Origin of the sequence: Polynucleobacter sp. (genome assembly GCF_044342855.1) — a bacterium.
In the GTDB taxonomy this organism is placed as follows: Bacteria; Pseudomonadota; Gammaproteobacteria; order Burkholderiales; family Burkholderiaceae; genus Polynucleobacter.
The window spans coordinates 46,043-69,438 of sequence record NZ_JBIIPA010000008.1 but is presented as its reverse complement, the minus strand read 5'-3'; the positions used below and the strand labels follow the sequence as shown (position 1 = coordinate 69,438).

Here is a 23,396-nt window from a genome sequence, read left to right as displayed (position 1 = left end):
AATATATCCATTACTACAACCATGATCGAATCAAACAAAAACTAAAGAGATTGAGCCCGGTAAATTACCGAACTCAATCCCTCGTGCTAACCTAACTAAACTGTCCAACTACTGGGGGTTAGTTCATGAGGTGATTTTTTACTTGCTTGGCTTATCGAGTTGAAAGACTACCGGTGCATCTTCATCTACTTTGCTTGAAGGCGCCTCCGATTTAGCCTCATCACTCCCAGTGAAATTAAAGTCCTGGCTCTGAGCCACTGCTGCTGGCTTATCTAGCAAAGTGGTAACCAATGCTGGAAATGCTGCAACCACAACCACCATGATGAGTTGCAGAGCAACCCAAGGTAACGCACCCCAATAAATATCGCTGCTCTTCACTTCTTTCGGTGCAACGCCGCGCAAATAGAACAGTGCAAATCCAAATGGTGGATGCATAAATGAGGTTTGCATGTTCACGCAGAGCATTACTCCGAACCAGACTAGCGCAGCGCTAGCTGCGGCTTGAGGATTGCCATTCATGGAGGCAAGTAGTACCGGTGAAAGAAGTTTGACTGCGACTGGTGCCAGCATGGGTACAACGATGAAAGCAATTTCAAAGAAATCCAAGAAGAATGCCAAGAAGAAAACAAATAAGTTCACAACTACCAAGAATCCTACCCAACCGCCCGGCAGATTGGAAAATAACTCTTCTACCCAGTGACCACCATCAACACCTTGGAAGACAACCGAGAAGCAAGTTGAGCCAATCAAGATGAATACCACCATCGCAGTAATGCGCATGGTGTTTTGATAAGCCTCCTGTATTAATCCTTTAAGGTTGGGAATGCTTGCCCTGCGTATCCAGGCTAAGAGCAAAGCACCCATCGCACCCATGGCGCCAGATTCGGTTGGCGTGGCGATGCCTGTCATGATCGTTCCCAGTACCAAGAAAATTAACGCTGCCGAAGGAATGATTCCCATGAGGCATTTTTTCCAGAGCGCCCAACCTGTAAGGGTGAGTTCGTTTTCAGGGGCGGCGGGTAGGTAGTTAGGTCTAAAGCGAGAAAGGAAGAAGGTGTAGAGGGCAAAAAGACCAATTTGCAGGAGGGATGGACCCCAGGCGCCCAAATACATACTGCCCACATCAGCACTGCCGCTTTGGGTTTTTAATTGGTCAGCTAGGACAATCAGGACTAAAGAGGGCGGTACTAACTGGGTAATGGTCCCAGAAGCCGCCAAAACGCCCGTAGCGTAGCGCATGTTGTAGCCGTAACGCATCATCACCGGCAGAGAAATCATCGCCATAGCGATCACCTGAGCAGCTACTGTGCCGGTAATTGCTCCCAGAATAAATCCCACAATGATCACTGAGTAACCAAGACCACCCCGAATGCGTCCAAAGAGCTGACCCATCGAGTCCAACATTTCTTCGGCAAGGCCACAGCGCTCCAGTATGGCGCCCATGAATGTGAAGAAGGGAATTGCTAGCAGTAGGTCGTTGGCGAGGACGCTGCCAAAGATACGTTGAGGGATAGCTTGCAAAAATGGCCAGCCAAAGAAATTCTCAGCAATTGCAATGCCAGCAAAAAATAATCCTGCAGCCATCAAAGAGAAGGCGACCGGAAAGCCGATCAACATAAACACAATGAGGCCGCCAAACATGAGCGGTGGCATCCATTCAAGTGGAATCATTGCATGGGCTTTTCATAATGGAGGTCAGCGGCGGGCAATGTTTCTTTACCCTTGAGTGCGCCAATGCGTTTAATGATTTCGGATAAGCCTTGCAGGCCCAGCATAAAGAAACCAAAAGGCACAACAAACTTAATGGGGTAACGCGACAAACCACCTGCATTGAGTGAATGCTCTGAGATTAACCATGAGGGATAAAACAGCGTGATCCAAGATAGCCAGGTAAATAATATGCAGGCTGGCATTAAAAAGACAATCAAGCCAAATAGGTCAACATAAAGGCGACCACGATCGGAAAGCTGCGAGTAAATTAAGTCGACTCGAACATGTTCATTGCGTTTGAGGGTGTATGCAGCGCCTAGCATCACAGCTGCGGCAAATAAATACCACTGCAACTCCAGTGGCCAGTTATTGCTCATGTCTAAGCTATAGCGGAGAACGGCATTGGCAGCTGACACTACACAAGACAGCAAGATCATGATGCTAGCGATCTTGCCTAGGAATTGATTTAGGCGGTCAATTCCTGTTGAGAGTGTTCCCCAAAAGCCCATGCAGTTTAGAGATCTGCACGACCCCGTTTGATTGCGGCGAGCACTTGCGCTGGAGCGGTGCCACCAGCATGTTGACGAGAGTTAACAGAGCCGTCAACCGTCAATAAAGCAAAGACATCATCGCCCATCAACTCTGGACGATTATCTAAGCCACAGGCAAATCGCAATTCAGGAAGCGTTAAATCAGTGAGCATGCAGTTACGACCAACACAGGTCTTAACAGCATGGGCTACTGCTTCATGGGCATCGCGAAACGCTAAACCCTTTTTAACCAAGTAATCCGCTAAGTCAGTTGCTGTTGCAAAGCCTTCTTCGGCTGCGGCTTTCATCACTTCTGCCTTAACCTGAATATGCGGAACCATATCAGCGAAGATACGCAATGTGTCTTGTACGGTATCGACTGCATCAAACAAAGGCTCTTTGTCTTCTTGGTTATCTTTGTTGTAAGCCAATGGCTGGCTCTTCATCAAAGTTAACAAAGAGATCAAGTCGCCATACACGCGACCAGTTTTGCCGCGGGCCAATTCAGGAACGTCTGGATTCTTTTTCTGCGGCATGATCGAGCTACCAGTGCAAAAGCGATCCGGTAAATCAATAAAGCCAAAGCGTGGGCTAAGCCACAGCACTAGCTCTTCAGATAAGCGGGAGACATGCATCATCAAGATGGATGCAAAGGCGCAGAACTCAATCGCAAAGTCGCGATCAGATACGGCATCAAGTGAGTTATTGCAGATGCCATCAAAACCTAGGGTCTTGGCAACTTGCTCGCGATCGATCGGATAGGTTGTTCCGGCTAAAGCAGCGGCACCTAGGGGTAGGCGATTAAAGCGGGCGCGTAAATCAGCCAGGCGACTTGCATCGCGACTAAACATTTCATAATAGGCCATCAAGTGATGACCAAAAGTAATGGGTTGCGCTACTTGCAAGTGAGTGTGGCCAGGCATGATCGTGGCGGAGTGAGTCTCAGCAAGGTCAAGCAAGGCAATGCGTAAAGTTTTCAGGGTGGCTGCAATTTGATCAACGCTGCCACGTAACCACAGACGTAGATCAGTAGCTACTTGATCATTACGTGAGCGACCGGTGTGAAGACGCTTGCCGGCATCACCAACTAATTCAGTCAGGCGAGCTTCGATATTGAGGTGCACATCTTCCAGCGCGAGTTGCCAGTTAAATTCACCGGCTTCGATTTCGGCTTTGATCTGTGCCATACCCTTTTGAATATCCGCCAAATCTTGAGTGCTAATAATCTTTTGGGTAGCCAGCATCTCAGCATGAGCCAAAGATCCAGCGATATCAACCAAGGCAAAGCGTTGATCAAAGCCAATAGAGGCGGTATAACGCTGAACTAGTTCGTCGACGGGTTCGTTAAAACGGGCCGACCAAGCTTGGGCTTTGTTGGCAAGGGAATTATTTGATGAGCTCATAAACGCAGTATATTGGTGTAGGTCTTTAATTATTTTAAATGTTATGTCCCGAACCCCCATTTCTAGCTCTACATCCCCCGTATCTGCCGCCCCTCAGCGCCTGGTAATTGCCTCCCGTGAGAGTCGCCTTGCCATGTGGCAGGCGGAACACGTCCGGGATTGCCTTAAAAAGCTCTATCCAGCGTGCGACGTGCAGATCCTAGGGATGACTACCCGGGGTGATCAAATACTGGATAAGGCCCTCTCTAAAGTAGGCGGTAAGGGCTTATTTGTGAAAGAGCTCGAAACTGCCTTGGAGGACGGTCGGGCCGATTTGGCTGTGCACTCTCTGAAAGATGTGCCCATGGTCATGCCCGAGGGCTTTGATTTGTCCTGCGTCATGGCGCGGGAAGATGCGCATGATGCCTTTGTCTCCAATGACTATGCCGGTCTAGAGGATTTGCCAAAAGGCGCAATAGTGGGTACTTCTAGCTTACGCCGTGAGTCAGTCCTGAGATCGAAGTTCCCTCATTTAGTGATTCAGCCTTTGCGTGGCAATTTAGATACCCGTATCGGCAAGCTCGATCGTGGTGAATATCAGGCCATTATTTTGGCCGCCGCTGGACTTAAGCGATTGGGTTTAGAAAGTCGTATTCGTGCGCTGTTACCGATTGATCCGTACACGCCAGCCGCTGGACAGGGCGCGCTCGGCATCGAAACCCTCGGCAAGCATCCCAATATTAAAGAGTGGCTAGCGCCTCTCAATGATCTGCCAACTCTTTATGCGGTCACTGCTGAGCGTATGGTGTCACGCCAATTAGGCGGTTCTTGTGAAGTGCCTTTAGCGGCTTATGCCACCTGGGATCAATATCACATGAACATCCGTTCTTTTGTTGCTAGCGTTGATGGCACTGCAAGTTGTTTGGCTAGCGCTCAAGGCGCGGTAAAGAGTTTGGAAGACGCAGAGGCTTTGGGTCTCTCGGTTGCACGCGATCTGATTTCACAAGGCGCCGAGCGTTTATTACCTAATGGTTTGCCAAAGTAAGTGGTAACAAGGTAATTCGCTAATGAGTAATAAGACCATTGTCATTACCCGCCCAAGCGGACAGGCTCGCCAATTGTCAGAAGCATTGCAGACACGTCTAGTAGATAGTGGGTTTCCGAAAGAAACCTTTCCCCAGATTATTTCTTTACCTCTGCTGACGATTGCTCCGAAGGGTGATGATATTTTGATGGGGCAGATTACTGCAGCACTCAAGACTGCAGACCTGGCAATTTTCGTTAGTCCAAATGCAATTGAATGCACGATGCGTTTACTTCAGCAATCTTGGCAAGATTTCTCTGGCAAGCCTTTGCCTGTTGGAGTTATGGGAGGCAGTAGCATGGCAGCCCTCAAAAATCATGGCATCGGTGCTGAGAGCAATCCCACGACAGTCATTCTTCCTCAGAACAACGCGCAATGGGATTCCGAGGGCTTATGGGCTGAATTGCAGAAGTTGCAATGGGATTGGTCTAATAAGAATGTCCTCATCTTCAAAGGTGAGGGTGGGCGCGACTGGCTGGCTGAAACTTTAAAACAGGTTGGTGCGCAAGTAGAAGCAATCTCGGTTTATGCGCGTGTGCCTTTAGATTTCAATAGCCCTGTCTGGAACGATATTCATGAGATGGATTTTGCTAAATCACTTTGGCTTCTCACCTCATCCGAGGCAGTGCGCTATTTAGGTCAAGCAAAATTACCACTCGATCTCGCAACAGCTATTTGCCCACATCACAATATTGCTGATGCTGCCGAGCAAATTGGTTTTGGTGAGGTGTTTGCTTGCGAGCCTGGCGATGAGGCTTTGATTGCCGCATCGCAAGCTTGGTTATCTATTTAATTGCCAGGGTAGTTGAGTAGTGCCGGCAGAAATACTTCGCTTACCAAGAGTGGGCGACCTTTCAGTTGGTATAGCGTCCGTCTTGCCCAATTGACTGATGGCAGTTCTGGATATTGCTGGAAGCATTTTCTCCGCAGGGCGCTTTTTTTATCTAGGCGCGCCATTTCTCGAGGTGGTTTCTGTTTGGAGTGCATGCGTGTTTTGGCAAATAGCACTGCACCTAAAGGCTTTTTACCTAGGCGCAAAACCTCGTGGTTACTACCGCTTGAGCTAGTGCTGGGGATAATACTATGCGCCATCACCAGCGGAATGCCATTGGCACAAAGCAATACCTCTCTGATGCGACAACGTTTGATCTTGAAATGAAAATAGCGACTCTCATCGCTATTTAGGTTTTGACGGCAATCTCGCAAAACTAGAACTTCTAGTTTTTGTCCAATTGCACGTTCAATTTTTTGGGTTAAAGAACCGGTATCGCTGAGCCAAGGCTGCCACTTACGTGGCGCTTGGCGCAATTCACCGGAATCGACTCGATTCCATGCAGAACGGAGGCGACGACGGTGAACCATTTTTAGCTACCGCTAAAGTTTCTACGTTGACCGCCAGCTTTTGGTTTAGCAAAACGTGGGCCAGCCGACGGACGTGAGTCACCAGAGCGATTGCCACCGGTAGGACGTGAGTCACCAGAGCGTGCAGGACGTGAATCAGCAAAACGATTGCCACCAGCAGGACGTGAATCGCCAGATGGACGTGAGTCACCGGATGGACGGGAATCGCCAGAGCGAGATTCGAAATGATTGCCTGAGCGATTGCCACCGCCTCCGCCACCAGAACGAGACTCTGAACGAGCACCAGAACCATAACGACCACCACCGCCACCAGAGCGATTGCCACCACCAAAGCCACCACCAGAGCGACCGCCACCTGGGCGACCACCGCCACCACCAAAGCTAGGCTTGGCTTGTGGCTCAAGGCCGGCGATAACAGAAGCAACGATGTCTTGCTGTGTAAAGCGCTCGATATTACGAATCTTGGCGCGATCACGATGTTCAACCAAGGTGATAGCAACACCATTACGACCCGCACGACCAGTACGACCGATGCGATGCGTATAGTCTTCTGGTTTCATTGGCAAGCCAAAGTTAATCACGTGACTAATACGTGGCACGTCAATACCGCGAGCCGCTACGTCAGTCGCAACCAAAATCTTGGTGTGACCTTTGCGCAAAGACTCAAGACGACGCATACGAACAGCTTGAGGCATTGCACCGTGTAAGGCGCTAGCTTCGTAACCATTGGCACGTAAGGTGTCAGCAATTTTTTCGCTTTCCATCTGAGTGCTTGCAAACACCACTGCTTGATCCAAAGAGGCATCAGCCAAAATGTGCTCAAGCAATTTATGTTTGTGTGACATGCTGTCAGCCCAGTGGAGCTTCTGCTCAATGTTTGCGTGCTTTTCGCCAGCATGAGCAAGCTCAATACGTTTAGCGTTGGTAGTTAACTCATTAGCCAAAGACATAATCTTCGGTGCAAAAGTTGCAGAGAACATCAATGTTTGGGTGCGAGCAGCGCAACGCTTATCAATTGCCTCGAGATCATCAGCAAATCCCATGTCGAGCATGCGATCGGCTTCATCAATAACGAGTTGTTTGACATCATCTAAGCGAATTGCTTTGCTATCGGTCAGGTCGAGCAAGCGACCAGGAGTTGCGACAACTAACATTGCACCTTTCAGTGCTTGGATTTGCTTGCCATAAGGCATGCCACCCATGACGGTTGCAATACGGATACCTTTCATGCCGCGAACTAAGTTCACTGCATCTGCGGCAACCTGTTGAGCTAATTCACGAGTAGGGCAGAGCACTAACACTTTAGGTTGTGCGCGACCTGGTACAGGTGAGCCGTTAGGGTTGTCTTCGATGAGTTGATTAATCAAAGGCAATAAAAAGGCTGCGGTTTTACCGCTACCAGTTTGGCTGCTGACCAATAAGTCACCACCAGCGAGAGCAGCAGGAATAACCTGAGCTTGCACTGAAGTGGCTTGGGTATAACCCAGCTCAGCAACGTTTTTAAGGAGTGGCGCCGCGAGGGCGAAATTCTGGAACTCAGTTCCAGTAGGATTAGTTTCTTTAGAAAAAGTCATGCTATTACACATCCCGTTTAAGGGATGTCTCCGTGTATACACTCTCTGTTTTTTATTGAGTGTGATGGTCAAAGGCATCGACCATCAGACAGGCGGCAGCGTTGTTGTGTTTATGACTTCTAAACTAATCGCTGAAATATAGCTGGGGGGCGATGAATCAAATTGCTTTAAAAAGCCTTTTATTATGGCATTTTAAGATGCTAATTACAAGGGTTTTCCCGAATTAATTACAAGCAATCGGATTAACGCAGCCAGCGCAATAAACGCTCAACACCTTTGTCATAGGGTGGTCTCGCTAATTTAGTGCCGCGTAAGAAATTGAGTCCAAAGAAACCGCGAACTTCTAAAACCGATTTGCGGTGACTAAAAGCCTCAAAACCAGCTTTGCCATGATATGCACCCATACCGCTCGCACCGATGCCGCCAAATGGTAAGTCTTCGATAGCTGCGTGCAATAGGGTGTCGTTGATGGTGACGCCGCCAGAGCAAGTCTCATTCAGAATGCGTTGCATCACCTTTTTATTTTTGCCAAACCAGTACAAGGCCAATGGCTTTGGACGTTTATTGATGTAGTGAATTATTGAGTCGGTATCGTTGATTGCTACGATTGGCAAGATGGGTCCAAATATTTCTTCTTGCATGATGAGTGCATCTTCAGAAACATTTAAGAGCGCTACCGGTGTGAATGGCAACTCAGTGTTATCAGCAGAATGGATGAGTGGGACGGCTTGTGCCCCACGATCTACCGCATCTTGAACTAGTTGATGCCAACGTACTAGCTGCTGCTCGTCAATCGCACCAGTCAATTCCTCTGGATTCGAGAATTGTTTTTGAGCTGCATTCTGCAACTCTTGGATAAATGCCTCGCAATCACTTGCATGAACTACCGCGTAATCAGGCGCAATACAGGTTTGTCCGCCATTTACCAGCTTGCCATAAATGATGCTAGCGGCAGCGTCTTTTAGCTTGGCCGAGGAATCGACAATCGCCGGGGATTTGCCGCCTAGCTCAAGGGTGATGGGCGTCAGGTGATCTGCAGCTGCGCGCATCACTTTCTTACCAATCTCTCCTGAACCCGTAAAAAAGAGGTGATCAAAGGGGAGCGCTGCAAAAGATTCAGCAACTTCAGTGCCACCAACACTTACGCAAAATTCGCTTGGGTGAAAATATTCTTGGATTAACGTTGCTAAGAATCCAGATGTACGTGAGCTTCTTTCTGATGGTTTGAGCCAAACTCGGTTACCTGCTGCAAATGCAGCGATGGCTGGAACAAGCGCTAGTTGCACAGGGTAACTCCAAGGAGTCATAATGCCAACCACACCCATGGATTGCATTTGAGTCCAAGCGTGAGATGAGCCTAAGAATCCTGGTGTTGTCACTAGCTGAGGCTTCATCCACTCTTTAAGGTGTTTGCGAACATATTTGCATGCCTGATAGATCATCTGAACTTCTAGAAGTTGACTCTCAATCGAGTGGCGAATGCCAAAGTCTGCGGCCAAGACTTTGCAGATTTTTTCTTCATTGGCAGAAATCATTTGCTCAATGCGCTCAATTCGCTCAAGGCGAACCTCTAGTGTAGGGTTGGGTTCTGCAGCATAAGCTGCCTTGATTTCATCTAACTGGAGTGTGAGGCGATTTATCGACATGGGGTTTTGTAGGGCAAGCAAACGATTGAATAAGGCATTAGGATAAAGGTATGAACGAATCCATACTCAAAAACCACCCCAGTCTTGAACTCGCCACTTTGGGAGGCGGCTGTTTCTGGTGCTTAGAGGCGGTTTACCAGCAAATCGCAGGCGTGAGCGCAGTAGTTTCGGGGTACGCAGGAGGAGCGATACCAAACCCTGACTATGAGTCTATTTGCTCAGGCCTAACGGGACACGCTGAAATCGTTGATGTCTATTTTGATCCGGCACAAGTCTCTTACCGTGACTTATTGGAAATCTTTTTTGTTATTCATGATCCAACTACCTTGAACTATCAAGGCAATGATCATGGCACTCAATACCGTTCAGTGATCTTTACTCATAGCGATAGCCAAAGCGCAACCGCCCATGAGGTAGTTAAAGAGCTGAAGGAGTCGAAGATCTATTCCAATCCAGTGGTGACTCAAATTGATGTGGCGCCGGTTATTTATCCAGCCGAGGACTATCACCAGAATTATTTTCGTCAGCATCCGGGGCAGGGCTACTGCATGGCAGTCGTTGCCCCTAAGTTGGCAAAATTTAGAGCTAAGTTCCAATCTCTGATTGCGCCAGAGTTTCTCTAGAGAAATCAGATCAGGCGCAGTTGAATCCTTATTAAGGCGCTAGGCGAGCAATACGCCAGTGAGCACCATCGAGTTGATAGTGAATGCGGTCATGTAGGCGGGAAGGTCGACCTTGCCAGAATTCAATTTCGGTAGGGTGCAGGCGATAACCGCCCCAATGCTCAGGTCTTGGTGGCTTATCTCCAAAATCAGCTGCGAAACGTTTTTCAGCTTCTTCGAGAAATTCGCGATTAGGAATCTCAGCACTTTGTGGCGAAGCCCAAGCCCCAATACGGGAAGCTGCTGGGCGAGAGTGGAAGTATTCATCACTCTCGATAGGGCTGACACGCTCAACCACCCCTTTGATGCGAACCTGGCGCTCTAGTTCATGCCAGTGAAATAACAAAGCAGCATGAGGGCGAGCGGCCAAATCCTTACCTTTTTGGCTTTCGTAATTGGTGAAGAAGGTAAAGCCTCCCTCGTCAGCGCCTTTTAGTAAGACAATACGAGCTGATGGATTGCCTGCAGTATCTGCTGTTGCCAAAGTCATCGAGTTGGGTTCAGGACATTCCGCTTTGACGGCCTGATCAAACCAAACTTGAAATAAGCTCAGTGGATTGGGCGGAACCTCGGTCTCTGAAAGCTGGCCAAAGGTATAGTTTTTGCGGAGTTGAGCGATGGAGTCCATTTTTTCAGTATAAAGAGAAGCTATGGCAGAAGACAAGATAGAGGACAGTGTGGGAGATCGTCGCTTTGGGGGTGTAGCACGGCTATATGGACCAGAGCTGCGTGAGCGTTTTCATCACGCCAAAGTCGTCGTGGCTGGATTGGGCGGGGTAGGTTCTTGGGCTGCTGAAGCTTTAGCTCGCACGGCCATTGGCCATCTTGTCTTAATTGATTTTGATCACATTGCCGAAAGCAACACCAATCGTCAGTTGCATGCGCTTGAGGGCGAGTTTGGCAAGGCAAAAGTACAGGCCATGACGGATCGCATTAGGCTCATTAATCCTGAAATTACGATCACTACCCATGATGCATTTTTGGAGCCAGAAAATCTTGATGTTTTAATTCCTAAAAATGCGATTGTTTTAGATGCAACCGATTCGGTACAAACCAAAATTGCTTTGGCAGTTTGGGCAAATAAAAATCAGCGTGCTCTAGTAATGTGTGGTGCTGCTGGTGGGAAATCAGATCCTACCTCTGTGCGATGCGACGATCTTTCTAGAACGGAGCAAGATGCGTTGCTGGCAAAAGTACGCCAAGGTCTCAGACAGGATCATGGCTTCTCTAGAAATCTGAAGAGAAAAATTGGGATTCGCGCAATCTATTCGCACGAGCCTCGTGCAGGGGTTGCTACTGGTGGCCTTGCTTGTTCTGGTTACGGTTCCACTGTGATGGTTACTGCAGCCTGTGGTTTGGCTGCAGCTGCCGAAGTTTTAAATCTCATTGCTGCTCAGCAATGCATTTCTTCAAATCAGCCAGTAAATCCTTAAGGGGTATCCCTGTAGGAAATTACGGATTCTGATGTCATCCCAAATTTATTAATTCGCTATTAGGCTGGTACTTACGTAGCTTGCCTATTTCTTACGCAGCACATTTATTTGTATAAATACTTTTCGTATTTTTCTGCCCTAGTGTAGATGCGCAGTCCTCCCTAGACTTTGCTTCGTTGGTGATTTACCAACGACAAATCGAAAGGAGGTCTCTTTTGCAGACTGAACAAACTGGTTTACAACGCCACCTCAAAGTGAGGCACATTCGCCTCATGGCATTGGGGTCCACTATCGGGGTTGGATTATTTCTAGGCTCGGCAAGTGCGATTCAGATCGCGGGACCTTCAATCTTGTTGGGATATCTACTGGCTGGCATCGTTGCCTTCATCGTCCTTCGCGCTTTGGGTGAGATGGCAGTGCATGAACCGGTCGCAGGTTCATTTGCAGCTTATGCCAATACTTACGTGGGGCCACTTGCAGGTTATATGGTCGGATGGGGTTACTGGACCTATTGGATTGTTGTTGGAATAGCTGAAGTGACTGCTGTTGGCATCTACATGACTATTTGGTTTCCTGAAGCGCCTCAGTGGATCTGGGCTTTGTCTTCCATTGTGATGATGGGCCTAATCAATCTCATTGCCGTAAAAGTATTTGGCGAGTTTGAGTTTTGGTTTGCTCTCATTAAAGTAGTCGCTATTGTTGCCATGATTGCATTGGGTGGTTCAGTCATTTTCTTTGGCTTCACCAACGACTGGAATCCCATTGGCTTTGGTAACTTATGGCAGCACGGAGGTTTCTTCCCGAATGGTATTAGTGGAATGCTACTTTCTTTGCAGATGGTCTTATTTGCTTTCGTTGGCATTGAGATGATTGGTTTATCAGCCGGTGAGGCAGAGAACCCACGCAAAACTATTCCGATGGCGATTGATTCTCTGGCGTGGCGCATCTTGATTTTCTACATGGGTGCAATCCTTGTCATTTTGGCGATCTTCCCTTGGAATGAAGTTGGTCAACAAGGTAGTCCATTCGTTGTGATGTTTGAGCGAATTGGTTTGCGTGAAGCTGCTGGAATTATTAACTTTGTAGTGATTACTGCCGCCTTGTCATCTTGCAACGCAGGTATCTTTAGCGGTGGACGTCTCTTATATGCACTCTCAGTTAATGGCTATGCACCTTCGCCATTTGCCAAGCTATCCAAGTACGGTGTGCCACATCGTGCGGTGATGGCGACGGTAGCAGTTTGTATGACTGGAGTGGTGCTCAATTACTTCGTACCAGATAAAGCATTTCAGTATGTCATGGCTGCGGTTACCTTTGTTGGATTGATGGTGTGGATTGCGATCTTGCTCACCCAAATTCAATTTCGCCGCTCCCTTACAAAAGCCCAGGCTGCTGAGTTGGCATATCGCACGCCATGGTGGCCCTATTCCTCGTGGTTCGCATTGGCATTTATTGCCTTGGTGGTGGTGTTAATGGGCTTTCATGAGGATGCTCGGATTGCATTGGTTTTAGGTCCGTGTTTATTAGGCGTGTATCTGGCTATGTTCTACATCGTTGGCTTACATCGCAAAACAAAACTGAGTTGTGAATTCAAATAAGGAGACATAAATGATTGTTGGCGTACCTCAAGAAGTAAAAAATAATGAATTTCGTGTTGGCTTAACTCCGGGTAATGTGAGGGGCTTGTGCAAACACGGTCACTCCGTTTTAATCCAGCGTGGTGCAGGTGAGCAAATTGGTTTGAGTGATGAATCGTATCGCTTAGCTGGCGCTACCTTGATTAATAGCGCTGCCGAGGTGTTTGCAAAAGCAGAGATGGTGGTGAAGGTGAAGGAGCCTCAGCCACAAGAGTGTGCGATGTTACGTGAAGAGCAAATTCTCTTTACCTACTTACATCTAGCGCCAGATCCACAGCAAACCAAGGCGTTGCTTGCCTCAGGCGCGAGTTGCATCGCTTATGAGACTGTTACCTCCTGTAGTGGATCATTACCGTTGCTAGCTCCAATGAGTGAGGTTGCTGGCAGGATGTCCATTCAAGCAGCGGCTTCGCATTTGGAAAAAACAAATGGAGGTTTAGGCATCTTAATGGCGGGTGTGCCTGGAGTGGCACCTGCAAAGGTGGTTATATTGGGTGCAGGTGTAGTGGGGCGCAATGCCTTACAGATGGCGGTTGGTATGGGTGCAGATGTTTGCATTTTCGATCGCAACATTGATTGCTTAAGACAGATTGATATGCTCTATGGCAATCGTGTGAGAACCTTTTACGCCGACCCACTTTTAGTGGAGTTAGAAGTCTGTGAGGCAGATGTTGTGATTGGTGCCGTATTGTTGCCTGGCGCTGCAGCTCCAAAGTTAGTGACCAGAGAGATGGTGCGCAAAATGAAAACGGGTGCAGTAGTAGTGGATGTGGCAATTGATCAAGGCGGCTGCTTTGAAACATCTAAAGCCACTACCCACGCAGATCCTACCTTTATCGTAGATGGTGTACTGCACTACTGCGTTGCAAATATGCCGGGAGCTGTTGCTAGAACCTCCACTTTTGCTCTGACGAATGCAACTTATCCATTCATTGAGGCCTTGGCAAACAGCGGAATGGTGAAAGCCCTCTCACATAACCAGCATCTGCGAAATGGATTGAGTGTGCATCGAGGTAACCTCACTTCTGAGCCAGTAGCGAAAGCGCAGAAAGTCGACTTTGTTCCGGCAGAAGAGATGTTAGTAGCCTAGTAGTTTCAATACAGTCCTGGAGATTGAATGTCTTGGGAGTCTAGACTCCCAAGCTTTCCTCTATCATTCAGAGTATGGACTTATCTGCTTTAGCACTTTCTACTGGTGTGGTCGCTCTCGCTGAGATGGGAGATAAAACCCAATTACTCTCTTTAATGCTGGCTGCGCGTTATCCAAAACAGGCGCTTGCCATTATTGGTGGGATATTCATTGCGACGATTGCCAATCATGCTTGCGCAGCCTTCCTGGGGCATTGGTTAACCACTTTTATGAGCCCAGATCTTTTGAAGTGGGTCTTGGGCTTGAGCTTTTTAGGAATTGGTCTTTGGCTATTAGTACCCGATCACATTGATGATGCTGGTGGGTCAAAGGTGGTTGATAAAGCCTTTCAAGTATTCATGTTGACGGTTGGACTCTTTTTCTTGGCGGAGATGGGGGATAAGACCCAAATTGCTACGATCGCTCTGGGTGCTAAATACTCTGATGTCTTTTCAGTAACGGTTGGCACCACTTTGGGGATGATGTTGGCTAATGCTCCAGCAGTCTGGATTGGGCAGAAATTTACCAAGCGTATGCCCATTAAGTGGGTGCATGCTATAGCTGCCGTGACCTTCATTGCCATCGGTATTGCTACCCTCATCTGGGCTTAGGTCGAAATTTTCCAAGGGGCTTAAAATTGCCCTATGAAAACTGATCTGCCACAGAGCTTTCGCAGGCTCGAATACCGCGCTCCCAATTACACCTTTTCACAGGTTGAGTTAGACATTGCTTTAGATCCTGCTAGGACGATTGTGAAGAGTCGCCTAGAGGTTCTTCCTGGTGCTGGGCATGAAGCTGGCACGCCTTTGGTATTGCAAGGTCATGAACTGGAGTTTGTGAGTTTGTGTATTAATGGTGAAGCACACCGTCAGTTTGAGTTGACTCCAGAAACGTTAACGATTCATGCGCTGCCCAATGAAGGTAAGCAAGCTTTCATTGTTGAGATCATCTGCGTTTGTGTGCCTGAGAAAAATACTTCTCTCATGGGCCTGTATGTCTCGAATGGAAATTTCTTCACCCAGTGTGAGGCTGAGGGATTTAGAAAGATTGCTTACTTCCTCGATAGACCAGATGTAATGGCGCGCTATCGGGTAACTCTCCGCGCTCGTGAGGCAGAGTATCCAGTACTGCTTTCCAACGGTAACCTCATTGCCACTGAAAAATTACCGAATGGTTGGCATAGCGCTGTTTGGGAAGACCCGTTTCCAAAGCCGTCTTACTTATTTGCCTTAGTCGCTGGAAAGCTCGAATGCATTGAAGAAACCATCACCGCTAGTAGTGGCGCAAAAAAGCTATTGCAGATTTGGGTTGAGCCACATGACTTGAAAAAGACCCGTCATGCAATGGATTCTTTGATTGCCTCGATTCATTGGGATGAAAAACGCTACGGCCTCGAGTTAGATCTCGAGCGCTTCATGATTGTGGCGGTAGGTGATTTCAATATGGGCGCGATGGAGAACAAGGGCCTCAATATTTTCAATACCAAGTATGTCCTTGCTCAAGCAGAAACTGCAACCGATGCTGATTTCGCCAATATCGAAAGCGTGGTAGCCCATGAGTACTTCCACAATTGGACGGGCAATCGAGTTACCTGCCGAGATTGGTTTCAGCTTTCTCTAAAAGAGGGTTTAACTGTATTCCGTGATCAAGAGTTCTCTGCCGATCAAATGGGTAGTGAGTCTGGCAGGGCGGTAAAACGTATTGAGGATGTGCGTTTATTGCGTCAACTACAGTTCCCTGAAGATGCGGGCCCGATGGCGCATCCAATTCGTCCAGACGAGTATCAAGAGATTAATAATTTTTATACCGTGACGGTCTATGAGAAGGGCGCTGAAGTCGTGCGCATGTATCAAACCCTATTAGGTGTTGAGGGTTTCCGCAAAGGCATGGATTTGTACTTCAAGCGTCATGATGGTCAAGCGGTGACTTGTGATGATTTCTTGGCGGCGATGGCGGATGCCAATGACCGTGATCTTTCCCAGTTTAAGAATTGGTATAGCCAAGCAGGCACCCCTAAGGTTGAGGTGCAAGAGTCCTACGATGCGGACAAAAAGCAATATCAAATTACTTTGACGCAAAGCCCTTCAGCAAATGCCGAACACAAAGACAGCAAACCGTTTCATATTCCATTGAAGATGCGTTTATTAACTCCTGCGGATGATCAAGTCGAGACTTTATTAGAGTTAAACCAAGATCAGCAAACTTGGACTTTTGATCAAATGGCAAGTCGCCCAGTGCTATCAATCAATCGCAATTTCTCAGCCCCGATTAATTTGGGTTTTGATCAAAGTGAATCTGATCTACTCACGATGTTCTCGAGTGATGATGATGCGTTTAATCGTTGGGAGGCTGGTCAGAAGTTGGCAATGCAAATGATTTTGGGCAATCGCTTGCCTGATAAAGCGCTGATTGAGGCTTATCGCGCTCTCTTGACCGATCCGGAGTTGGATCCCGCGTTCAAAGAGTTGTCGCTGACTTTGCCTGCTGAGACTTATCTGTATGAACAGTGCGCAAGCGTTGATCCTCAGCGGATTTATGCTGCACGTCGCGCCTTCCGTCACGCTATTGCCAGCGAGTTGCGCATCGAGTGGGCTGCCCTATACCGGCAGATGCAAACGCCAGGACCATTTAATCCTGATGCAGCAAGTGCTGGCAAGCGTGCTTTAAAGAATCTTGCATTGAGCATGCTGCTCGAAGCCGATCCGTTGATCTGGGCGCCCATGGCGGTCAATCAATATCAAAATGTTGACAATATGACTGACCGATACGCCGCTTTGGCTGGATTGGTGATTCATGGATGCAAATCAGCTGCAGCTTGTCTGGAAGATTTCTATACCCGATTTGCTGATGATGCTTTAGTGATTGATAAGTGGTTTGCTTTGCAATCGGGTAGACCACCAGTTGCTAATACCGAATCCACTTTGAGTGAAGTAAAGCATTTACGTGAGCACGAAGCTTTCAAAATGAATAACCCCAACCGGGTTCGGAGCGTGATTCATGCTTTCTGTATGAATAATCCCGCTAGCTTTCATCAAGTGGATGGTAGTGGTTATGCATTTTGGGCTGAATCCGTTCTTGCCTTAGATCCAATCAATCCACAAGTGGCTGCTCGTTTGGCCAGGGGCTTAGATCGCTGGCGTCAGTTTGCACCAGTTTATCAGGAGCAGATGCTGTCAGCCCTAAGGCAGGTTGCAGCATGTGAAACCCTCTCTGCGGATGTGAAAGAAGTGGTTTCTAAGGCTTTAGGCAATTCAATCAGCTAGAACAAGGCAAAATAGAGTCCATACAGAAATAAACCCATCACGGAGAAACTCCTTTTGAGCACTTCAAGTACTTTTAATACCAATTTCAAGCAATACCTGACTTCTACCAAGGTGAAGGGTGTAGACATTCCTGCGGGCCTACAGGAGTTGCTATTAGCAGTTGCTGATACATGCTCAACCTTGAGTCATGAAGTTGCTCAAGGCGCCTTGATTGGCTTATTGGGCTCTGCTGGTACCGGTAATGTCCAGGGAGAAGTTCAGCAAAAGCTGGATGTGATTGCTAATGACTTATTAATTGATGGTGTGCAGGGATGTAAATCATTGGCTGGTCTAGCCTCTGAAGAGATGGAGTTACCACTCCCAGTTCAAGGTACTGGCGACTACTTATTGCTATTTGACCCATTAGATGGCTCTTCAAATATCGATGTGAATGTATCCATCGGCACAATTTTTTCTGTGCTGAAGAAACAAGATCCTGCAGCACCCTTGCAAACTGCAGATTTCTTATTGTCAGGCCGTCACCAGGTAGCCGCCGGTTACGTTGTCTATGGCCCACAAACAACCATGGCGCTAACTCTAGGTGATGGCGTAGTGATGTTCACCCTGAATAAAGTAACTGGCGAGTTTGTCTTAATTAAGCATGCGGTAGAGATTTCTCACTCAACTAAAGAATTCGCTATCAACATGTCGAATATGCGCCACTGGGCTGAGCCTGTCCGTCGCTACGTCGATGAGTGCTTGGCTGGCGTCAGTGGAGAGCGTGACAAAGATTTCAATATGCGCTGGATTGCATCCATGGTTGCTGATGTGCACCGCGTCTTATCGCGTGGCGGTATCTTTATGTATCCATGGGATCAACGTGAGCCGCATAAGCCAGGAAAGCTACGTCTGATGTATGAGGCAAACCCAATGAGCTTCTTGGTAGAGCAGGCTGGTGGAGCGTCGACCAATGGTGATCAATTGATTATGGATATGGTTCCTACCGAACTCCATGAGCGCGTCTCCGTCATGTTGGGTTCCAAGGAAGAGATTGAGCGTTTGCAACATTATCATTCTCAGGTGTAATGCATTTGCAGCATTCGGAGCTAGCAAGATCCAACAAAAAAGCCCAATCAGTGATCGGGCTTTTTTGTTTCAAAGGGTCATCTGACAATCAATCAAAGAATTAAGGTTGCACCTTTTCCTTAAGGTGGGCCAGAGATTGTTCCACTTGGTCAATCAAAATCAAACAGATATCACCAGCAGATAAATCGTTGAGGACGGTATCGATAGCGAGAAATTCACCGGTAATTTCTTTAACCTGTTTAGCTTTCTTGGTACCTACTAAGCCTTCTTGCAGAAGCTTAAGAACTTCTCCATCTTCACGGCCACGTTGACACTGATCTTGGTAGAGGATGACATTGTCAAAGCTATTGCCAAGAATGCGGGTCAGATCACGAATATCTTCATCGCGACGATCGCCGGCACCACTAATAACTACGTGACTCTTCTTAGGCTTCATGGCCTCGATAGCGCTTGCTAAAGCACGCATGGCATCTGGGTTGTGACCATAGTCAGCAATTACAGTGGCGCCTTTGTGTTGGAATTGATTAAAGCGTCCTGGCACCGCATTGGATGAGCTCTCAAAAGAGTGAAGTCCGCGTGCAATCTTTTCTGCGTCCAGACCTAAAGCCCAGGCAGCCCCGATAGAGGCCATTGCATTTTCAATCTGGAAGCCTAAGACACCATTTTGAGTCAATGGAATCTCGCTCACAGGGAAGCGGAAGAGTACGCGCGCTCCCTTTGAGCAGACGATATAAGCGCCATCAAAGTAGATCACTTTTTTATTCTTAGCGCGATGGGCCGCAATTACAGGATGGTGTTGATTTTGTGCAAAGAAAATGACACGACCCGTGCAAACATCACCCATCTTCACAACTATCGGATCAGCGGCGTTTAGAACTGCAGCGCCTGTTGGCGCAACGTTCATCACAATGACCCGCTTCAGAATCGCTAGGTCTTCTACGCTAGTGACGTAGTTTAGGCCTAGATGGTCGCCGTCACCAATATTGGTCACAACCGCAACTTCGCAACGGTCGAAGCCAAGGCCTTCACGTAACATTCCGCCGCGGGCTGTTTCTAATACGGCTGCATCGACATCGGGATGCATGAGGACATTACGAGCACTCTTAGGACCGCTGCAATCACCAGAATCGATGAGGCGATGATTGATGTATACGCCATCGGTGGTTGTCATGCCGACGCGTAAACCAGTCTCATTCAATAAATGAGAAATCAGGCGAACAGTAGTGGTCTTGCCATTGGTACCGGTGACGGCTACCACTGGAATGCGACCATCCTCACCTAATGAATACATCATATTGACGATATCTTCACCAACAGGGCGGCTCTTGCCATACGAGGGCTTGAGATGCATGCGTAAGCCTGGTGCAGCATTGACTTCAACAATGCCGCCACCTTGAGCCTCTAAAGGCTTGTAAATCGCCTCACACAGAATGTCGACGCCAGCAATATCTAACCCAATCATTTGGGCAGCTGCAATTGCACTAGCAGCCACATCGGGGTGAACATCATCAGTCACGTCGGTGGCGGTGCCGCCAGTGCTGAGATTGGCATTATTACGAAGCAAGATACGCTCACCAGTCTTGGGAACATATTGGGGGCTTAAACCATTGCCGGCTAAATGTGCAAGAGCGATGTCATCAAAACGAATTTTGGTTAATGCAGTTGCATGGCCATCGCCGCGCAATGGATTTTTGTTTTCTAGTTCAACTAGTTCAGCAACACTATGCTTGCCATCACCAACCACTTGAGCGGGTTCGCGGCGAGCTGCAGCGGAAAGGCGATTGCCAACCACTAGCAAGCGATAGTCAGCGCCAGGTAAGTAACGTTCAACAATCGTTTCACGTCCGAAGGCTTGCGTAACTACAAAGCCTGCACGTACCTCTGCTTCAGTTTGAATGTTGGCGACAACGCCTTTGCCTTGATTGCCGTCTTTAGGCTTAAGAACAATCGGGCCGCCAATCTTTTGGGCAGCGCGCCACGCATCATCAGCGGTCGTAACCACTTCGCCAATCGGAACAGATACGCCCGCAGCTGCCAATAGATTTTTAGTGAGCTCTTTATCTTGTGCAATGGCTTCTGCTATTGCGCTGGTATCGCTGGTCTCAGCAGCTTGAATGCGTTTTTGCTTGCTACCCCAACCAAACTGCACCATACTGCCCTCAGTCATGCGGCGATAGGGAATATTTCTTTGAACGGCAGCATCCACGATGGATCCAGTGCTTGGCCCCAGACGAACATCTTCATACAAAGCTTCTAATTCTGAGAGGGCGGCTGTTAAATCAAACGGCACATCATTGAGTGTTGCCTGGATTAGCGCAAAGGCGAAGTCAAAGGCCATGCGCCCAACAACTTCTTCGGTGTACTCCGCCACCACTTGAAATATGCCGACTTCAGTAGTTTGCACAGTGCGACTAAAGGTAACTGGGCAGCCTGCTTGAGACTGAAGACCTAAAGCAGCATGTTCTAGAGCATGTGCGAGAGAGAGGATTTCATTATGTCCACCACGACGCATGCTGCCTAATTGAGGAAAGCGCTCACGAATCTTGATTTCAAACTGCGGAATTGAATCGATGGAGCGTTCTGTTTCGTCGCAGGAAACAATTGCCTCTAAGGCGGTATGGCGGCTCCATAAATTTGGGCCGCGCAACATGCGAATACGGGTGATTTCCAATTAAGCCCCTGCTGGAATGCTGGCGTCAGAAACAAAGGTTTCAGCACCAGCTTCAATTACGTTGAACGGAATATCTAAAGCCCAAGCTGCAGCAATCGCAGCACCAAGATTTATCGGTTTCCATGGTTCGCTAATACTAAGCTCAGAATTGCGCGGCACCGGAATGCTCTTTTGATCATGCTTAGCGGACTTCAGGATAATTTGTTGATTACCAATCAATACGGCGCGACCACCATTCTTAAGGTGCTCTTGCGCAATGGGTGAGGCAGAGTCTTGAGTAAAGAAGATTACTTCACCATCGCATAGCTCTGCCATGCTCGCCACCATAGGGTCATCCGCATTCAGAACGGCAACACCAGTTGGCAAGACCACATCCACTTGGGTCCTAACGATGCTAAATACTTGGTCTTCGTCGTAGATGGCGTACTGAGGGAAGTTGGCTTTTGGATCTACGTTCAAAACAATGCCCACTTGGCAGCGGTCATAAGCTAGGCCCTCTATCAACATAGATAGATTATTGTTCTCGATAACAGCCGCTTCAACTGCACGATTTAATAAAGTACGACGGGCATTTTCCCAGTTGGCAGCATTGCTCTTTTGGATTGAGCGATGACCAAAAAACAAGCCCTTGCTGCAAGATAATCCAACGTACAAATTGGTGAGTCGCAAGAAGTGGGCAATCATTTCAGCAACAGGCGTTTTACCGCGAGCACCGCAGATGCCAACTACTGGAATGCGAAAATTGGCGCCTGGCGGGAAAAGATGATTTGCAATCTCTTTGCCAACCGGTTGGGGTTTGCCGCTGGCAGGTTTCAAGTGCATCAATAAACCTGGGCCAGCATTCACTTCAACGATGGCAGCATTTTGCTCTTCTAATGGTTTGCTAATGTCTTGCGCAACTAGATCAACGCCTGCAATCTCCAGCCCCACTACGCGAGCGGCTAGAGCAACTTGGCTGGCTACTTCTGGATGAACTAAGTCGGTGACATCAAATGCAACATTGCCATTACTTTGAATGAGTACTTTCTGATCCAAGGCTGGAATACTTTCGCCAGTGAGTTTCTGACGTGCAAGCTCTAACTCCACGGCGGAATCAATGCGCACTGGGTTGAGTGGATGCTCCTCAGAAGTTCCTCGGCGCGGATCAGAGTTAATCTGAATTTGAATGAGTTCAAGTACGGTATGTTTGCCATCACCAGTAACCCAAATAGTTTCGCCTTTAGCTGCCGCAACCACTTTATTGCCAACAACCAACAAGCGATGTTCATCGCCAATAATGTGACGCTCCACCAACACTTCACTACCTTCATCAATTGCAACGGCGTAGGCTGCTTCAATTTCTTGCTGGGTATACAGGTTAATAAATACACCGCGACCATGGTTGCCATCAATCGGCTTGACCACTACTGGTAGGCCGATATCTTGTGCTGCTTCCCATGCATCATCAGCACTAGTAACGGTGCGGCCTTCAGGCGTAGGGACTCCTGCGCTAGATAAAAGACTCTTAGTGAGATCCTTATCGCGAGAAATCGTTTCAGCGATTGCGCTAGTTTGATCTGTCTCAGCAGTCCAGATGCGACGCTGTTTAGCCCCATAGCCAAGTTGTACTAGGTTGCCTTCAGACAGGCGAATAGAGGGGATGCCACGTTCTTCGGCTGCATTCACGATGCAGGCAGTACTTGGTCCAAGCAATAAATCATCGCCAAGCTCGCGCAGCTCTTCAATAATGGTGCTAACAAGAGTAACAGGATCCTTAGTATCTTGCGCTAGCGCAAGATACAGATCGCGAGCATATTTGAGTGCGGTGAGAGTCACTTCTTCATTAATAGCGCTCACCATGACTTTGTAAACACCGCGGCGATCGCCATCACGTGCTTTACCAAAGCCGCCAGGGATGCCGGCTAAATTTTGTAATTCGAGTGTAAGGTGTTCAAGGATGTGAGCAGGCCAAGTGCCTTCTTCAACTCTCTTGAGGAATCCACCAGCTTCACCATAGCTGCAGCGATGTTCTTGAAGGCTAGGGAGGGCTTTGACAAGACGGCCATAAAACCCAGGAATGAGGTTGGAGGGGAAATCCTCTAATTCGCCAATATCGAGCCAAACTTCAATAACGGGATGGTAGGTCCACATATTGGGGCCGCGGAGATGCTTGACGCTCAAGATCTCAATGGTTTTATCTAGTAATTGGGGCATATGTGGAATGGGGGGTCTCAGTGCTGCTTCTGAAGGTAAGGGCGGGGATGACTCA

19 protein-coding genes are annotated in these 23,396 nt (G+C 48.1%); 10 read left to right on the top strand and 9 right to left on the bottom strand.

Going from position 1 to position 23,396, the window contains the following annotated elements:
• Nucleotides 1-95: IS3 family transposase (locus ACIQZ3_RS04430; RefSeq protein ID WP_397390723.1), on the top strand; the 95-nt coding region annotated here is incomplete at its 5' end.
• 43 nt (nucleotides 96-138) lie between these two features.
• Here the strand turns inward: ACIQZ3_RS04430 and ACIQZ3_RS04425 are convergent.
• The 3 genes from ACIQZ3_RS04425 to argH are packed head-to-tail and all read right to left on the bottom strand — an operon-like array spanning nucleotide 139 to nucleotide 3,643.
• A complete protein-coding gene (locus ACIQZ3_RS04425) occupies nucleotides 139-1,671 on the bottom strand; it encodes a TRAP transporter large permease subunit (protein WP_397390719.1) in 1,533 nt (510 codons plus the stop codon).
• A complete protein-coding gene (locus tag ACIQZ3_RS04420) occupies nucleotides 1,668-2,219 on the bottom strand; it encodes a TRAP transporter small permease subunit (protein ID WP_397390717.1) in 552 nt (183 codons plus the stop codon). The genes ACIQZ3_RS04425 and ACIQZ3_RS04420 overlap by 4 nt, the downstream gene beginning before the upstream one ends.
• Nucleotides 2,220-2,224: 5 nt before the next feature.
• Nucleotides 2,225-3,643: an argininosuccinate lyase gene (gene argH, locus ACIQZ3_RS04415; RefSeq protein WP_397390715.1), complete on the bottom strand. Its 1,419-nt coding sequence runs from the start codon at nucleotides 3,641-3,643 to the stop codon at nucleotides 2,225-2,227.
• 43 nt (nucleotides 3,644-3,686) lie between these two features.
• Here argH and hemC point away from each other — a divergent pair, with 43 nt between their 5' ends.
• Both hemC and ACIQZ3_RS04405 read left to right on the top strand, forming a co-directional pair.
• Complete coding sequence (gene hemC, locus ACIQZ3_RS04410) at nucleotides 3,687-4,667, top strand: hydroxymethylbilane synthase (protein WP_397390713.1); 981 nt, start codon at nucleotides 3,687-3,689, stop codon at nucleotides 4,665-4,667.
• Nucleotides 4,668-4,689: 22 nt separating this feature from the next.
• On the top strand, nucleotides 4,690-5,499 hold the full coding sequence (locus ACIQZ3_RS04405; protein ID WP_397390711.1) for a uroporphyrinogen-III synthase: 810 nt from the start codon (nucleotides 4,690-4,692) through the stop codon (nucleotides 5,497-5,499).
• Here the strand turns inward: ACIQZ3_RS04405 and ACIQZ3_RS04400 are convergent.
• The 3 genes from ACIQZ3_RS04400 to ACIQZ3_RS04390 all read right to left on the bottom strand — a co-directional run bounded on the left by ACIQZ3_RS04400 (nucleotide 5,496) and on the right by ACIQZ3_RS04390 (nucleotide 9,288).
• Nucleotides 5,496-6,068, bottom strand: a complete 573-nt coding sequence (locus ACIQZ3_RS04400; protein ID WP_397390709.1) for a chorismate--pyruvate lyase family protein — start codon at nucleotides 6,066-6,068, stop codon at nucleotides 5,496-5,498. The two genes, ACIQZ3_RS04405 and ACIQZ3_RS04400, sit on opposite strands and share 4 nt — an antisense overlap.
• A 2-nt stretch (nucleotides 6,069-6,070) precedes the next feature.
• On the bottom strand, nucleotides 6,071-7,642 hold the full coding sequence (locus tag ACIQZ3_RS04395; protein ID WP_397390707.1) for a DEAD/DEAH box helicase: 1,572 nt from the start codon (nucleotides 7,640-7,642) through the stop codon (nucleotides 6,071-6,073).
• A gap of 242 nt (nucleotides 7,643-7,884) precedes the next feature.
• A complete protein-coding gene (locus ACIQZ3_RS04390) occupies nucleotides 7,885-9,288 on the bottom strand; it encodes a coniferyl aldehyde dehydrogenase (RefSeq protein ID WP_397390705.1) in 1,404 nt (467 codons plus the stop codon).
• A gap of 50 nt (nucleotides 9,289-9,338) precedes the next feature.
• Between ACIQZ3_RS04390 and msrA the strand changes: the two genes are divergently transcribed.
• Nucleotides 9,339-9,911 (top strand): peptide-methionine (S)-S-oxide reductase MsrA, encoded by a 573-nt coding sequence (gene msrA / locus ACIQZ3_RS04385; RefSeq protein ID WP_397390703.1) that lies wholly within the window; start codon nucleotides 9,339-9,341, stop codon nucleotides 9,909-9,911.
• Between the two features lie 31 nt (nucleotides 9,912-9,942).
• On the opposite strand, the gene pdxH is transcribed toward msrA, so the two are convergent.
• Complete coding sequence (pdxH, locus tag ACIQZ3_RS04380; protein WP_397390701.1) at nucleotides 9,943-10,578, bottom strand: pyridoxamine 5'-phosphate oxidase; 636 nt, start codon at nucleotides 10,576-10,578, stop codon at nucleotides 9,943-9,945.
• Nucleotides 10,579-10,600: 22 nt separating this feature from the next.
• On the opposite strand from pdxH, the gene ACIQZ3_RS04375 reads away from it, so the two are divergent.
• The 6 genes from ACIQZ3_RS04375 to ACIQZ3_RS04350 all read left to right on the top strand — a co-directional run bounded on the left by ACIQZ3_RS04375 (nucleotide 10,601) and on the right by ACIQZ3_RS04350 (nucleotide 18,477).
• Nucleotides 10,601-11,383 (top strand): ThiF family adenylyltransferase, encoded by a 783-nt coding sequence (locus ACIQZ3_RS04375; protein WP_397390699.1) that lies wholly within the window; start codon nucleotides 10,601-10,603, stop codon nucleotides 11,381-11,383.
• 272 nt (nucleotides 11,384-11,655) lie between these two features.
• Nucleotides 11,656-12,981, top strand: a complete 1,326-nt coding sequence (locus tag ACIQZ3_RS04370) for an amino acid permease (protein WP_397390721.1) — start codon at nucleotides 11,656-11,658, stop codon at nucleotides 12,979-12,981.
• A 10-nt stretch (nucleotides 12,982-12,991) separates the two neighbouring features.
• Nucleotides 12,992-14,110 carry an alanine dehydrogenase gene (gene ald, locus ACIQZ3_RS04365; RefSeq protein ID WP_397390697.1) on the top strand — a complete coding sequence of 373 codons (1,119 nt, stop codon included), beginning with the start codon at nucleotides 12,992-12,994 and terminating at the stop codon, nucleotides 14,108-14,110.
• 74 nt (nucleotides 14,111-14,184) lie between these two features.
• Nucleotides 14,185-14,760 carry a TMEM165/GDT1 family protein gene (locus ACIQZ3_RS04360; RefSeq protein ID WP_397390695.1) on the top strand — a complete coding sequence of 192 codons (576 nt, stop codon included), beginning with the start codon at nucleotides 14,185-14,187 and terminating at the stop codon, nucleotides 14,758-14,760.
• Nucleotides 14,761-14,793: 33 nt separating this feature from the next.
• On the top strand, nucleotides 14,794-17,412 hold the full coding sequence (gene pepN, locus ACIQZ3_RS04355; RefSeq protein ID WP_397390693.1) for an aminopeptidase N: 2,619 nt from the start codon (nucleotides 14,794-14,796) through the stop codon (nucleotides 17,410-17,412).
• A gap of 54 nt (nucleotides 17,413-17,466) precedes the next feature.
• Nucleotides 17,467-18,477, top strand: coding sequence for a class 1 fructose-bisphosphatase (locus ACIQZ3_RS04350; protein ID WP_397390691.1), 1,011 nt, complete (start codon nucleotides 17,467-17,469; stop codon nucleotides 18,475-18,477).
• 100 nt (nucleotides 18,478-18,577) lie between these two features.
• Here ACIQZ3_RS04350 and cphA (ACIQZ3_RS04345) read toward each other — a convergent pair whose 3' ends face one another.
• Together cphA (ACIQZ3_RS04345) and cphA (ACIQZ3_RS04340) are read right to left on the bottom strand one after the other, a co-directional pair.
• Nucleotides 18,578-21,148, bottom strand: a complete 2,571-nt coding sequence (gene cphA / locus ACIQZ3_RS04345; protein ID WP_397390689.1) for a cyanophycin synthetase — start codon at nucleotides 21,146-21,148, stop codon at nucleotides 18,578-18,580.
• Nucleotides 21,149-23,341 carry a cyanophycin synthetase gene (cphA, locus tag ACIQZ3_RS04340; protein WP_397390687.1) on the bottom strand — a complete coding sequence of 731 codons (2,193 nt, stop codon included), beginning with the start codon at nucleotides 23,339-23,341 and terminating at the stop codon, nucleotides 21,149-21,151.
• Nucleotides 23,342-23,396: the final 55 nt, after the last annotated feature.